Here is a 13,805-nt window from a genome sequence, read left to right as displayed (position 1 = left end):
CCCCCACAGGAAGGACCCGCACCATGCCCGTCAATCAACGCTCGGCCCGGCCCTTGTTACGTTCGCTCGTCGTCCTGCTGGCCCTGGCCGCCGCGCTGTTCGCCGTGCACGGGGCGCGTCCGGCCGCGGCCACGACGACTGCGGCCGGCTCGGCGCCGGTGCGGATCATGCCGCTCGGCGACTCCATCACCGGATCGCCGGGCTGCTGGCGGGCCCTGCTGTGGAACCAGTTGCAGAACGCCGGCTTCACGAACATCGACTTCGTGGGGACGCTGCCCCCGCAGGGCTGCGCGGTGCCGTACGACGGGGACAACGAAGGGCACGGCGGCTACCTGGTCACCAACGTCGCCGACCAGAACCTGCTGCCGGGCTGGCTCGCCGCCACCACCCCCGACGTCGTGATCATGCACTTCGGGACCAACGACGTGTGGAACAACCTCGCCCCGACCCGGATCCTGGCCGCGTACAGCACGCTGGTGGGACAGATGAGGGCCGGCAACCCCGCGATGAAGATCCTCGTCGCGCAGCTCATCCCGATGAACCCGAGCAACTGCGCGGACTGCGCGCAGCGCGTGGTCGCCCTCAACCAGCAGATCCCGGCGTGGGCGCAGTCGATCAGCACCGCGCAGTCCCCGGTGACCGTCGTCGACCAGTGGACCGGCTTCAACGACGCCACGGACACCGCCGACGGCGTCCACCCCAACGACTCCGGCAACGCGAAGATGGCCGGCCGCTGGTTCACCCCCCTGTCGGCCGCGCTCACCGGCACCGGCGCCACGACGGGCGGCACGTCCGCCGGCTCCACGACCGGCGGTACGACGACCGGCGGCTCCACGTCCGGTACGACCACCGGCGGTACGACTTCCGGTACGACCGGCACCGGCGGTACGACCACGGGCGGCACCGGCAGCAGCGGCTGCACCGCCTCGTTCACCGCCACGAACGTCTGGCAGGGCGGCTACCAGGGATCCGTGACGGTGACCAGCACCGCCACCTCGCCGACCGCCCAATGGAGCGTCACCGTGGCCCCCGGCAACGGCGCGCGGCTCACCCAGGTCTGGAACGGCACCCTGAGCACCGCCGCCGACGGCACCGCGACCGTACGCAACGCCTCCTGGAACGGCACCCTCGCCCCGGGCGCGAGCACCACGTTCGGATTCCTCGCCACCACCTCGGCCACCACGACGAGCCCCACGACGAGCCCCACGGCGACGCTCACCTGCACGGCCGGCCCGTCGTGAGCCGGCTGAGCAGGCGCAGCCTCGTCGCCGGGGCACTGCTGGGCGCGGCCGGCGCCCTGGCCGGACCGGTCACCACGGCGACCGCGGCGGACACGGCCGGCCCAGGCGGCAGGAGCCACCGGGTCCGTACGATCCGGCTGGCCACCGCGGACGGATCCGTCACGATGAACCGGATCGTCGCCGCGAACCGGTACGGCGCGATCCTCGGCGCCGGCACCATCACCGACGCCGGCGAGTCCCGCGAGGGGACGATCGTGTGGACCGGGGACCGGCTCGTCGTCCCGCCGCTGCCGCCGGCGGCGCGACCGTACAGCGTGCTCGACGGCGCCGTCTGGATCAACGACAGCGGCCAACTCGCCGGTTCGTACGACGACGGCACCGGGACGCAGCACGCCCTGGTCTGGGACCGGTACGACGCGGCTCCGCGCGAGGTGAGCTTCGGGCGGACGAACGCGAACGCCACCGCAGTGAACGGCGCCGGCCGGATCGTGGGCTTCGGCTGGGACACCATGGGCGCCGAGGGCCCGCTGGCCACGCCGTACTTCTCCGACGGCGGCCAGGCGGTCTCCATCGACCCGGCGCCGGGCGACCACCCCGGCAACCACGTGCTGGGGTTCAACGACCGCGGCACGGTGCTCATGCGATACGGCGGCACCGAGGGCTACCCGTCCACGGGCGCCTTCCTGTGGCGGAAGGGGGAGACGGCCACCAACCTCAACCGGCTCGCCGGCGACTACGACCTGGGATCCGGCGCCCTCAACGCCGCCGACCAAGTGGTGCTCGGCCGCGACAGTTTCGGCGAGCACCACGTCTACTTCTTCACGTCCACGGCGGACACCGTGACCGCCGTCCTCGGGCCCACGGACGGCTCCTCGAGCATCCAGGAGGTGCCGCGTCCGCTGAGCGACCTCGGGCACGTGGCCGGCTGGTACTACCACGACGGCATCGACAAGCACCCCTTCCTGTGGTCCGGCGGCGCCGTCCTCGACCTGGGCACCCTCGGCGGTCCGGGCGCCGAGCCGCTCGCCGTCAACAACCTCGGCCAGGTGGCGGGCACCTCGGACGTTCCCGACGGGACCCGGCGCGCCTTCCTGTGGCGCGACGGCGAACCGATCGCCATCGACCCGCCCGGCGGCGGTTACGTGTCGACCTCGGCCGCCTGGCTCACCGACCGGGGCGACGTCCTCGGCTACGCCGACACCGCGGACGAACGCCACGCGGTCATCTGGACGGTCCGCTGACCGGCCGTGCCCCCTCACCCGCGGGTGCGGGGGCACGGCCACGGGATTCAGAGGGTGTTGGGTTCCCAGACGGGCAGCCATACGTCGTTGGGGGCGCCCTGCGTGGTGCAGTCGTACTGGATGAGGCTGTTGCCCACGCCCACCCCTCCCCTGACGTTGAGGCACTTGCCGCTGGACTTGGCGACGATCTGGTAGCCGATGCCCTTGGGCACGAACTTCCACAGCTCGTTGTCGGCGCTGCCGCAGGTGTACTGGATGACCGGGGTGTCGCTGGCGGTGCCGCCCCCGCTGACGTTGAGGCACTTGCCGCTGTGCACGGCCTTGAACCGGTAGTAGCCGCCCAGGGCCGAGTCCGCTTCCCAGCGCTCATTGGTCGTGCCGGACCACGGGTACTGGATGACCGGAGCACCGTCCTGGGTGGATGCCCCCTGCACGTTGGCGACCTGACCGGCATTGCCGGCCAGCCGCAGGGTGAACTGCTGCGCCACGATGGCCCGCGGGGCCGCGCCGCCGGAACCGCTGGCGGCCGCCTGCCCGAGGGACCCCGCCATCGCACCGGCCCCCAGCACGGCCGTCCCCAGGACCACGGCCCACCGCTTGGACGTCTTCATGCTCTCTGTTCCTCCCGTCCTCGACGGCGCACCCGGGGAACGACTCCGTTCCACGCCATTCCTGTGCGCCATCACTCAATTACAGACGGTAGCCATTCGATGCGGCCGCCCACAGACGGCTCGAGAAGCGCTCGCCCGTTGCCCAGCGCCTCCACACCACCCCCACCACACACGACGTCACCCTCCGGTGGTGTTTGACGTGCTGCCGGCGCCGGTCAGTGGTCGTGGTGCTCCGTGGGGGCGCGGCGGGGGAGGAGGCGGACGGCGGGCAGGCACAGGGCGGTGACGGCCAGCACGGTGACGAGGCTGACGGTCATCGCGTGGGCAGGGGCACCGGAGTGGAAGTAGACGGTGGGCCCCAGCGGCCCGAACTACCTGCGCCTGGTCGAGACGCTGCTCGCCCTGCTCGACGAGGGCGGTTTCCCCGCCGGCCAGGCCGCCTGGGGCATCGACCCGCTGCTCCAGCACGCCACCGCCGGCGCGGCCGAGCACGCCGGTCGGCAGCAGTCCGGGGACGAGCAGGGGGAGTGGGACGCCCTGACCCGGGCCCTGCGCGAAGCGCCTGCCGACACCCATCCCCACGTCGCGGCGCTGGCCGCCACCCTGGTCTCCGGCTCACCGCGGGAGCGGACGGCCTGGACCACCCGGGCCCTGCTCAACGGCATCCGGGCGACCGCCCTGCCCCAGGCCCCGGGCCGGGCCGACCGCCCCTCCTGAACAGGGGCGCCCGGCGGGCCCGGGATCGGTGGATGGTCAGGAACAGGCAGGTTGCCGGGTGGCGCAGGGGTCGCAGCAGGAAGGGGCCGGCGCGACGCAGACGGTGACGGTATCGGAGTTGTCGGTGGTGTCGGGATCCTTTTCGTTGCCGGTGGCGGTGGCGGTGTTGCTGATCGGGCCGGCCGTGGTGGCCTTGGCCCGCAGTACGAGGGTGGCGGTGGCACCCTCGGCCAGGTCGCCCACGGTCCACTGCCCGGTGGCCGGGTCGTAGCTGCCGGACGTGCCGTCGGCGGACAGGAAGGCGAGGCCGTCCGGGAGCTGGTCGGTGACGGTGACTCCGGTGGCCTGGTTCGGGCCGGAGTTGCGGACGGTGACGCGGTACGTCACGGTCTGGCCGACGGTGACGGTGGTCGCGTCGGCCGCCTTCGTCACCGTCAGGTCCGCGGCCGGCTTGACCTGTGTGACCTGCTCGTTGGAGGTGGACGTCAGCGGCTCGGGCGTGTCGCCGAGGTGGTTCTCGTAGGAGGCGGTCGCGGTGTTGCTGATCTGCTTGCCGCCGCTGGCCCGGTCGATGGTGACCCGGTACTCCACCGTGGTTCCGGCCGGCAGGGATTCGGTGCTGGTCAGGCTGCCGCCCTGCACGCCGGAAGCGCCGTCGCCGAGGTGGAAGACGACACTGTCGGCCGCGGGGTCGTAGTACGCTTGGTCGTCGCCCTGCGCGTCACTCTTGGTCCCGGTGTTCGGGCCGTCGACGATGCGCAGAGAGCCGGGCAGATACGTCGTACCGTCCGGCACGGCGTCGGTCAGGACGAGGTTCTCGGCCGCGCCGCCGCCCTCGTTCCTGGCGGTGACGCGGTACGTGACGACGTCGCCCACCTCCAGCGGCCCGGCGGGGACGGCGGTCTTGTCGAGCACCACATAGGGGGCGGTGCCGAAGAAGATGCCGTCCAGGAAGTTGCCGACGCTGGGGTTGCCGCCCGCGGCGGAGACGGAACGGAAGGCGAAACGCGTCAGCGTCTGGCCCGCCGGGACGGTGTAGGTGCCGGTGTAGTAACCCCAGGCGGTGTTGCCGTCGGTGAAGCGCCGCTGCTCTACAGCGGAGCCCGGCGCGCCGATGTCCAGCGCCATGGTGTCGTCCCCCTGGCGGCCGCGGTGGTACAGCCGCCAGTAGAGCTTCGTCCCAGGAGTGGTCGGCAGGTCCTGGTAGAGCGTGGAGACCTGGTACGCGTTGAGCTCGGCGAACTGGACGCCGTCGGCCGCCGGCACACCGTTGAAGCCGGAATGCCACAGCTCGATCATGTGGTCGGAGGCGGTGGTGAGCCAGCCCGGGACCCGCTTGGCTGCCTGCGTCTGCGAGGCGTCCGGCAGGATCTCCACATTCGTCACGTCGGGCTGTTCGAAGCTGCCGTTGGCCAGGGCGACCCGGAGCGGAGCAGGTGTGGCCATGGTTGATTCCCCCTCGAATCGGTGCTGCTGGAAGGCACCGCCGACCGGTCACGCGGCGTGCGTGCCGTGGCGGAGCCGTAACACCGAGTAGCGCAACGCATCCGTGATGTCACGTAAAGTGACGTGCGTACGGGTCCGGCCAGCCTCCCCGCGACGGGTTTACGGATTCCGCCCCTGGCGGCCCCTCGTCACGCCGTCCCCGTCCCGCCGCGCGCACGCCGCTCCCGCCGCATACGCCTCTCCCGTCATTCCCCCCACCTCCGTCGTGGCCGAAAATCCCCGTCGAACCCGGTGCGCTCATCCTTGCTCAGGGTGAATCGGCCACCGCGAAGTTGACGCTCCCGTACGGTGACGCGGCCGTCGCGGCTACGCTGCTGTGCCATGCCGCAGACGCGCCTGGACACGGCCCGGATCCGGGCGGCTCGCCGGGTGATCGACCCGGTTTTCCTCGACACTCCGCTCTACCGCTGCGAGGCGCTGGAGCCCCGGCTCGGGTGCGCGGTGAGCATCAAGCTGGAGACGGCGAACCCGGTTCGCAGTTTCAAGGGCCGCGGCACCGAGGTCGTCGCGAGCCTGCTCGCCGGCAGCGGTTCACGTGCCGTGGTGTGCGCCAGCGCGGGCAACCTCGGTCAGGCGCTGGCCTGGTCCGGTCGCCGTCGGGGGCTCGACGTCACTGTCGTGGCGTCCCGCTTCGCGCCCGCGGTCAAGCTCGACCGTATCCGCGCGCTGGACGCCAGGCTGGAACTGGTGGACGGCGACCACGAGTCGGCCCGCGAGCGCGCGGCGGCCATCGCGCGGCACGACGGCATCCGGCTGCTCGAGGACAGCCTGGACATCGAGACCTGCGAGGGCGCGGCGACCATCGGCCTGGAACTGGTCGACGCCGCGCCGTCGTTCGACGCCGTCCTGATAGCTCTCGGCGGCGGGGCGCTGGCCACCGGTGTGGGCCATGTCCTGAAGGAACTGGCCCCCGATGTCGAGGTGATCTGCGTCCAGCCGCTGGGCGCACCGGCGATGACGCACTCGTGGCACCGGCGGCGCGTCGTCACCACCGACTCGGCCGACACCATCGCCGACGGCGTCGCCGGCCGGTTTCCCATCCCGGCCGTCCTGGACGACCTCCTCTTGACCGCCGACGATGCCGTCCTGGTCCAGGAGACGTCGATCACCGCCGCCATGCGGATACTCCTCGACCACGCCGGCCTCGTCGTCGAACCCTCGGCCGCACTCGGCATAGCGGCGATCCTCGAAGACCGCGACCGCTTCGCCGGCCGGCACGTCCTCACCATCGTGTGCGGCGGCAACGTCGACATGGACGCCTATCACCGCTGGGTCGGTACGTCCCCCGTCCACGGGCCCTGACCAGCGCCTGGCGCTGCCTCCCGGCCTTGCACGTCCGGGCGCGCCCGAGTGCCCTGCCGCTCAGGCGAAACGCGAGCTGCGCACCGCACTCGGGGCATGCACGCGGTCGCGCGGGCCCTGCAGCCAGGTGGTGCGAACCGCGGCGACGAAGGCACCGAAGGCTTCGTCCGGGTCGGCCGGGGTATCGCCGTCGCCCTCGTCGGGCGTGGGGTCGGCGGCGATGATGTCGGCGGCGATCTCGGCGGGCGGGCGCTGGTCGGGCGCGGTCTTCTCCACGCCTCCCTCCGTCGCCTGGCGCAGCCTCCCCTCCCAGGGTGCGACCACCGACTGCTGGAACAGGCAGACACTGTCCGGTGTGACCACCGGGGTGTCGGTCCAGCAGCTCGCGTGCTCGTGCAGCACCTGGCCCGGCGCCCGCTCGAGGAGCTGCCCGAGCAGAGCCGGTCCCTCGTCCGTTCCGGCCAGCGCGTTCAGGTCGTACGCGATCACGACGGTGTCCTCGCGGCCGGGGGCGAAGGGCTCGGCCGGCAGGCCGAAAATCCCGGCGGCCGCCAGGCCGAGGATCCGGCTGCCCCGGTCCGGCAGCAGCGACACCGACCGCGGACGCAGCCCAGCGGCCTCCACCGCGGCCCGCAGCCGCAGCAGGCCCTGCAGGCACTGCTCGTGGGTGTCCTGGAGCCACGCGTACCTGCCGGTCATGCCGGCGGCGAAGCCGTACGGGGACAGCGTGCCCAGCACCGTGCCGCCCGCCACGTAACTCCATCCCCGCAGGTCGGTGCCGTCCAGCGGGCTGGTCCGTTCGGCGCTCGCCGCCCGCTCCAGCATCCGCCGCTGCCTGGCCTGCACCGGCAGCCACATCGGGTCCGTCGGGTCGGTGAGCCCGGCGTGCCGGCTGCGCGCCAGCGGCAGGTCGCCCGCCATGAGCGCATTGAAGACCAGCAGATAGCGGTCGGGCCAGTCCACGAGCCCGCTCTCGTGCGCCAGCAGCGCGTCGACGGCTTCCCGATGCCGCCCCTCGCGTTCGTAGGCCGACACCAACTCCCGCAGCGGCCCGAGCGCGCCCGGGTGCTGCCGCAGCACCTCCCGCAGCGGCGGCACCGCGACGAAGGACAGACCGCGCTCGACGCAGGCGTAGGCGAAGCGGTAAAGCGCCTCGGCGTCGGTGGGGTTGCCGGCCAACGCCCCGGCTGCCGCCTTGAGATCGTCGAAGCCGGCCATCTCGGCGGCACGCTCGACGACCAGCGCCACATCGCCGGCCGGCGTGTCCTCGCCACCGGCCCGCAACTGCCGTGCCGCACCCGGAAGATCACCGTCGTCCAGGCACTCCCACGCCTTCAGCGACTCAGCGGACTTCGGACGGCGGTTCCTGCGTGCGAACATGCGGCCGATCATCCCGGTCGACGCCCGCAACTCTCAAGGCAATTACGCCCGCCGCGGGGATCCCGCCGCACGTCTCACGAGTCCAGGCCAGTGGCTCAGCCGGCGCCCTCGGCGCGGACGTCGTACTCCTCGCGGGCGGCGACGACTTCCCCGATGTGCTGCACCGACCACTCGGTGAGCGCCCTCAGGGGGTCCCGCAGTGTCTGGCCGAGCGCGGTCAGCTCGTACTCCACGCGCGGCGGCACCTCGGGAAACACGGTCCGCCGGACCAGCCCGTCGCGTTCGAGGGTGCGCAGTGTCTGGGTGAGCATCTTCTCGCTCACACCCGCCAGCCGGTGCCGCAGCTGGGTGAACCGGCACGCCCCGTGCCTGCCGAGTTCGCCCAGCACGAGCACCGCCCATTTGCTGCCGATCTGGTCCAGCAGGTCGCGCGACGGGCAGCCGCGCGTGTACGGGTCCCACGACGGTATGGGCTCGGTCACATCCTTGGCGGTCGCCACGCTGCTCACCTCGATACTTTCTTTCAGGTTGCCACCTTACAACCAGGTGGCTACTTACCGCTGGAGAGTGAGCAGGTCATCGTTGGTTCCTGCCGCGGGAGGTTCGCGGCAGGAAAGGGCACCCCCATGTCAATCGTTGTCACCGGAGCCTCCGGCCGGCTGGGCAGGCTCACCGTCGAAGCGCTGTTGCGGCGCGGAGTGCCGGCCTCGGACGTCGTCGCGACCGGCCGGGACGTCGCAAGGATCAAGGATCTCGCCGACCTCGGTGTCGTGGTGCGCCGGGCCGATTTCGCGGACCCGGACGGTCTCGCGGCGGCCTTCGAGGGAGCGGACAAGCTGCTGCTGATATCGACCACGACCGTGGACGAGCGGGTCGCCAACCACCGTCGCGCCATCGACGCCGCGGTGGCGGCAGGCGTGTCGCTGGTGGCGTACACGAGCATGTCGCACGCGGACACGGCCACCACGATCCTCGCCGCCACCCATCGCGCCACGGAGGAATACCTGCGCGAGCGCCCCGTACCCAGCGTGCTGCTGCGCAACAGCTGGTACCTGGAGAACTACACCGATCAGCTGCCGCTGGTGCTGCGCGGCGGAGCCGTCGTCGGGGCCGCAGGGCGGGGAAGGATCAGCGCCGCGGCCCGTGCCGACTACGCCGAGGCCGCCGCGGTCGTGCTGACCACCGAAGGTCATGCCGGCCAGGTGTACGAGCTGGGCGGCGACGAGGCGTTCACCCTCGCCGGCCTCGCCGAGGCGATCTCGGCCGCCACCGGGAAGCGGATCACCTGCACCGACCTGCCGGCCGCCGAGTTCGCCCGCGTGCTGACCGGCGCCGGCCTGCCCGCCGGGCTGGCGGACGTCCTCGCCGACGCCGACCTCGGCATGAGCCGCGACGAGCTGTTCACGGCCTCCGGTGACCTGCGGCGCCTGATCGGCCGCCCGGCCACACCCCTGGCCGACGCGATCGCCGACGCGCTGCGCTGACCCGGGGCCGCCCGCCCGAGGCCACGTCGGTCGGCGGAGTTCTTCGACGCCGTGCCGCCACGCGGCAGTTGTCGCCGCCCGACACACCCGGCCGGCCGGAAGCGGCCGAGGCCGATGACCACCCACCCGCATTCCGAGGGTCACTCACATCCCTCCCCGTCACCCGGAAAGGTCCTTCCGCCATGTCCACCCGCCCCACCGTTCACGCCACGTGGCGCCGCGCGCTCCTCACCCTCACCGCGACGTCCGCCGCCCTGACCGCCCTCACCCTTCCCGCCGCCGCCGCGCCGGTCCATGACGGCGAGGACAGCGACCGTACGATCACGGTCAACGGCGGCCAGGCCTTCCCTGAAAGCGTCGCGGCCGACCACCGCTACGTCTACACCGCCAGCATCGGCGACGGCACCGTCTACCGCGGGCGCCTCGGGGCGAAGACGCTCGAGCCCTTCCTGCCGGGCGGCCAGGACGGCCGGACCAGCGCCACCGGGATCAAGGTCACCGGCAACCGCCTGCTGGTCGCCGGCTCCTTCACCGGACGCTTCTTCGTCTACACCACCAGCGGAAAGCTCGTTTCCACGTACACCGTGACCGATCCGGGCGAGCCGACCCTCGTCAACGACGCGGCCGTCACCCCCAACGGGGACGTCTACATCACCGACTCCTACCGCGCCGTGGTCTACCGGATTCCGGCCGCCGAGGTGAACGCCCCCGCCACCGGCGCCCACCGGACCCTGCAAGTGGCCTACCACCTGCCGGACTACGTGGCCGGCCAGTCCAACGGCAACGGCATCGTCGCCACCCCCGACGGCACGTCCCTGCTCATCGGCTACTGGTACAGCGGCGCGCTCTACCGGCTCACCCTCGCCACCGGCGACATCCGCAAGGTCGCCGCACCGCCCCTGACCAGCGCCGACGGCATGGCACTGCGAGGGAACACGCTGTACGTCGCCCGCTCGGTGAACAACGAGATCGCCACTGTACGGCTGTCCGGCGACGACACCCGGGCCACCGCCGTCTCCGAACGCACCTACCCCGGGGCCGACACGACCACCGGAATCGCCGTGAGCCGGGACCGGCTGCTGGTGACCAACTCCCAGATGGACACCTTCCTGTACGGCACCCCGCTGACCAGCCCGGTGTTCACCCTCGAAAGCCTGCCACTGCGCTGATCCTCCTGCCGCGCGGCACTAACCGGACACCCGGTCGGCAGCTGCCCGGCCGTCGTCGAGCGCCGGCAGCGACGTTGCGGGGCGGCCGGACGGGGGGCCGACGGCGGCTGTCCGGTCTCCCGTGCGGTCTCCCGTACGGACGGCGGCGATCCCGGCGCCGATGACGCACGCGGCGCCGATCGCGGCGGTCGGCCCGGGGACCTGGCCCAGCAGGACCGCTCCCATGGCCATGGCGATGGCGGGCTCCACACTCATCAGCGTGCCGAAGGAGGAGGCGGTGAGCCTGCGCAGGGCGAGCAGCTCCAGGCTGAAGGGGATCAGGGGAGCGAGCGCGGCCAGGCCGAGGCCGACGGCCAGCAGCGACGGGGTGAGGCCACCGATCACCCCCGGCCCGGCCACGGCCGTCGAGGCGATCCCGGCCACGGTGAGGGAGACGGCGAGCCCTTTGAGTCCGTCGACCTCGTCGCCCGCGCGCTGGGTGAGGAGGATGTAGCCGGCCCAGCAGGCGCCGGCGCCCAGCGCCAGGGCGATGCCGGCGAGGTCCGTGCCGCCGTGCCACGGCCGGGTGAGCAGGACCACGCCCGCGGCCGCGAGCCCGCTCCACCGCCGCAGGCCGCTGCCGCGTGCCCCGTACAGGGACACCCCGAGCGGTCCGAGGAACTCCAGCGCGCTGGCCGTGCCCAGCGGGATACGGGCGACGGCCAGCATGAAGAAGGTCATCATGGCCGCGCTCACCAGGCCGAGCACCACGCAGACCCGGAAGCCGGCGCGGGTGAAGTCCGCGCGCCGGGGCCGCGCCGGCACCAGCAGGAGCAGTCCGCCCCAGGCCATGCGCAGCCAGGCGGCGCCGATCGGGCTGATCCGGTCGAACTGGTCCGCGGACAGCGCCAGGCTCAGCTGCACCGAGGTCATCGAGCCCAGCGCCATCGCGGCGCCGCCGGCGGCCCGGGGCCCGGCCTGCACGGATATCCGGTCGAGCACGGTCATGGGTGCAGTAGAACAAGCCACGAGCGTTGCGGTCCACGTGCTGTTTCCCGACAATCCGTTCACGAATCATGAACAATGAGGGGGTGGACACCCGCCGCCTGGCTCTGCTGTGCGAGCTGTCGCGTCTCGGTACGATGCGCGCTGTCGCCGACAGCCTGCACCTGACGACCTCCACCGTCTCGCAGCAGATCGCCGCGCTGTCCAAAGAGGTGGGCCGGTCGCTGGTGGAGGCCGACGGGCGCGGCGTGCGGCTGACCCCGGCCGGCCGCCGCCTCGTGGAGCACGGGACGCGGATCCTGGAGGCGGTGGAGGCCGCGCAGTCGGACCTCGACGTCGGCGCGGAGCCCAGCGGCACCGTGCGCGTGGCGGGCTACTTCACCGCCATCCGCGATTTCCTGCTGCCGCTTCTCGCCCGGCTGAGCACGGAGCACCCCCGGGTCCGGCTGCTGGTCCGGGAGCACGAACCCGCCGAGGCACTTGAGCTCCTGGCGGCCGACGAGGTGGACCTGGCGCTGACCTACGACTACAACCTGGCCCCGGCGCCGGTGGACCGGTCCATGACGGCGGAGCCCCTGTGGACCGCGAGGTGGGGGCTGGCTGTTCCCGAGAGCCTGGACGTCCCCGCCGGCGACTCGGCCGAGGTCTTCTCGCGCTGCGCCGGACTCGACTGGATCGTCAACTCCCGCAACACCGCGGACGAGACGGTGATCCGTACGCTGTCGTCGATGGCCGGGTTCACCCCGCGGCTCTCCCACCAGGCCGACAGCCTCGACCTGGTGCAGCACATGATCGCCGCCGGCCTGGGCGTCGGCATGCTGCCGGCCGGACGCACCGCCCTGCCCGGCGTCCGCTTCGTCCCCCTGAACGACCCGCCCGTCGTGCTGCGCGCCTACGCAGTCGCCCGATACGGCCGTTTCCAGTGGCCGCCCCTTGCCCTGGTGCGCGGCCTGCTGCTCGCCCGGACCTAGTTGCTGCGGATCGCGAAGATCACGGCGATCAGGAAGATTGCCGCGACGATCGCGTACCAGATGATGTCGTCCCGTACATCCGTGGACAGAGCGAGATCAACCATTTCCTTGTGCACGACGCGACCCCTCTCCTGCGCTGTGAGCCGTCTTCAGCGAGGACCGTACCCACCATGGCTCTCGCCACTCCCCCCGGCCGGGTGAAGGGGTGCTGCCGTGGAGCCCCGACGCGTGACGCCATAGGAATTCCCTATGGCCCCTGCTGACATTTCGTCTTTGTCGGCCGCTCTTTTCCGGCCGTACCGTGAAACCGCTCGACGAGGTGCTCGCCGCGAATTCTCCGGGGATTCGCGTGCCGCGCGCGCCGCTCCTTCTTCCGTCGAGCAGGCAGACACGCGATCGAGAGGACCGGTGCGGCATGACCACGATCGAGAACGGATCGGAAACGCGAGAACTCGCGGGAAAGCGGGCCCTGGTGACGGGCGGTTCGCGCGGAATCGGAGCGGCCGTCGTGCGCCAGCTCCTGGACGCCGGCGCGCAGGTGCTCACGACCGCCCGGTCGGGGACGGCCACGGTGCCGGAGGGGGCCGCCTTCGTCGAGGCCGACGTACGGACCCGGACCGGAGCAGAGGTGCTTGCCGCGGCCGTGCGGGAGGTGCTCGGCGGGGTGGACATCCTGGTCCACAACGCCGGTGGGGCCCGGCCCCACGCAAGCGCCTCGGCCATCCCCGACGAGGAATGGCAGGACGCGCTGGACCTGAACTACCTGGCGTCGGTGCGGCTGGACTCGCTGCTGGTCGGGGGGATGCGGGAACAGCGGTCGGGGATGATCGTGCATGTCTCCTCGGCCGCGGTCCTCACCCCGGTGGGACCGTTCCTGCACTACGTGGCGGCGAAGGCGGCGCTGGAGACCTACAGCCGCGGACTGGCCCTGGAGCTGGCCCCGTTCGGCATCCGGGTCAACACCGTGACGCCCGGCAGAGTCGCCACCCCCGGCGGAGAGGCGACGCGGGAGCAGTGGGCGCGCCTGGACGCGGCGCCGGGGCAGACCAACGCCGACGACACCGTGCCGCTGGGGCGCGACGGCCGGCCCGACGACATCGCCCACGCGGTGCTGTTCCTCGTGTCGGAGCGGGCGAGCTGGCTGACCGGGAGCAATCTCGTCGTGGACGGCGGTGAATTCCCCAGGGGCTGACGCCGAT

13 protein-coding genes are annotated in these 13,805 nt (G+C 72.2%); 8 read left to right on the top strand and 5 right to left on the bottom strand.

The genetic code is table 11. The annotated features are described in order from the left end of the window. Positions 1 to 23 precede the first annotated feature (23 nt). Together ITX44_RS34135 and ITX44_RS34130 are read left to right on the top strand one after the other, a co-directional pair. Positions 24 to 1,241 (top strand): GDSL-type esterase/lipase family protein, encoded by a 1,218-nt coding sequence (locus tag ITX44_RS34135; RefSeq protein WP_205362704.1) that lies wholly within the window; start codon positions 24 to 26, stop codon positions 1,239 to 1,241. Next, the gene (locus ITX44_RS34130) at positions 1,238 to 2,482 is read left to right on the top strand and encodes a hypothetical protein (RefSeq protein WP_205362696.1); all 1,245 of its coding nucleotides are present in this window, start codon (positions 1,238 to 1,240) and stop codon (positions 2,480 to 2,482) included. Before ITX44_RS34135 ends, ITX44_RS34130 begins: the two co-directional genes overlap by 4 nt. A 47-nt stretch (positions 2,483 to 2,529) precedes the next feature. Here the strand turns inward: ITX44_RS34130 and ITX44_RS34125 are convergent, their stop codons facing one another. Continuing rightward, positions 2,530 to 3,093: an RICIN domain-containing protein gene (locus tag ITX44_RS34125; protein ID WP_205362694.1), complete on the bottom strand. Its 564-nt coding sequence runs from the start codon at positions 3,091 to 3,093 to the stop codon at positions 2,530 to 2,532. A gap of 351 nt (positions 3,094 to 3,444) precedes the next feature. Here ITX44_RS34125 and ITX44_RS34120 point away from each other — a divergent pair, with 351 nt between their 5' ends. After that, entirely contained in the window at positions 3,445 to 3,810 is a 366-nt protein-coding gene (locus ITX44_RS34120; protein WP_205362691.1) for a TetR/AcrR family transcriptional regulator C-terminal domain-containing protein, read from the top strand. Between the two features lie 36 nt (positions 3,811 to 3,846). On the opposite strand, the gene ITX44_RS34115 is transcribed toward ITX44_RS34120, so the two are convergent. Continuing rightward, on the bottom strand, positions 3,847 to 5,256 hold the full coding sequence (locus tag ITX44_RS34115) for an isopeptide-forming domain-containing fimbrial protein (protein WP_205362682.1): 1,410 nt from the start codon (positions 5,254 to 5,256) through the stop codon (positions 3,847 to 3,849). Between the two features lie 381 nt (positions 5,257 to 5,637). Here ITX44_RS34115 and ITX44_RS34110 point away from each other — a divergent pair, with 381 nt between their 5' ends. Next, a complete protein-coding gene (locus ITX44_RS34110) occupies positions 5,638 to 6,618 on the top strand; it encodes a threonine ammonia-lyase (RefSeq protein ID WP_205362680.1) in 981 nt (326 codons plus the stop codon). A 60-nt stretch (positions 6,619 to 6,678) separates the two neighbouring features. Here ITX44_RS34110 and ITX44_RS34105 read toward each other — a convergent pair whose 3' ends face one another. Beyond that, positions 6,679 to 7,998 carry a hypothetical protein gene (locus ITX44_RS34105; RefSeq protein WP_205362678.1) on the bottom strand — a complete coding sequence of 440 codons (1,320 nt, stop codon included), beginning with the start codon at positions 7,996 to 7,998 and terminating at the stop codon, positions 6,679 to 6,681. Positions 7,999 to 8,093: 95 nt separating this feature from the next. Beyond that, positions 8,094 to 8,498, bottom strand: coding sequence for a winged helix-turn-helix transcriptional regulator (locus ITX44_RS34100; protein WP_205362676.1), 405 nt, complete (start codon positions 8,496 to 8,498; stop codon positions 8,094 to 8,096). Between the two features lie 126 nt (positions 8,499 to 8,624). On the opposite strand from ITX44_RS34100, the gene ITX44_RS34095 reads away from it, so the two are divergent. Continuing rightward, a complete protein-coding gene (locus tag ITX44_RS34095; RefSeq protein WP_205362674.1) occupies positions 8,625 to 9,482 on the top strand; it encodes an SDR family oxidoreductase in 858 nt (285 codons plus the stop codon). A gap of 182 nt (positions 9,483 to 9,664) precedes the next feature. Then, positions 9,665 to 10,651 carry an SMP-30/gluconolactonase/LRE family protein gene (locus ITX44_RS34090; protein WP_205362672.1) on the top strand — a complete coding sequence of 329 codons (987 nt, stop codon included), beginning with the start codon at positions 9,665 to 9,667 and terminating at the stop codon, positions 10,649 to 10,651. Positions 10,652 to 10,669: 18 nt separating this feature from the next. Here the strand turns inward: ITX44_RS34090 and ITX44_RS34085 are convergent, their stop codons facing one another. Continuing rightward, positions 10,670 to 11,638, bottom strand: coding sequence for an EamA family transporter (locus tag ITX44_RS34085; protein ID WP_236062198.1), 969 nt, complete (start codon positions 11,636 to 11,638; stop codon positions 10,670 to 10,672). 68 nt (positions 11,639 to 11,706) lie between these two features. On the opposite strand from ITX44_RS34085, the gene ITX44_RS34080 reads away from it, so the two are divergent. Next, the gene (locus tag ITX44_RS34080; protein WP_236062197.1) at positions 11,707 to 12,606 is read left to right on the top strand and encodes a LysR family transcriptional regulator; all 900 of its coding nucleotides are present in this window, start codon (positions 11,707 to 11,709) and stop codon (positions 12,604 to 12,606) included. Positions 12,607 to 13,021: 415 nt separating this feature from the next. Then, complete coding sequence (locus ITX44_RS34075; protein ID WP_205362670.1) at positions 13,022 to 13,798, top strand: SDR family oxidoreductase; 777 nt, start codon at positions 13,022 to 13,024, stop codon at positions 13,796 to 13,798. The last annotated feature ends 7 nt before the right edge of the window (positions 13,799 to 13,805 follow it).

Source organism: Actinacidiphila acididurans, from assembly GCF_016918855.1.
Taxonomy (GTDB): Bacteria; Actinomycetota; Actinomycetes; order Streptomycetales; family Streptomycetaceae; genus Actinacidiphila; species Actinacidiphila acididurans.
This window is presented reverse-complemented; position numbering and strand designations above follow the sequence as displayed.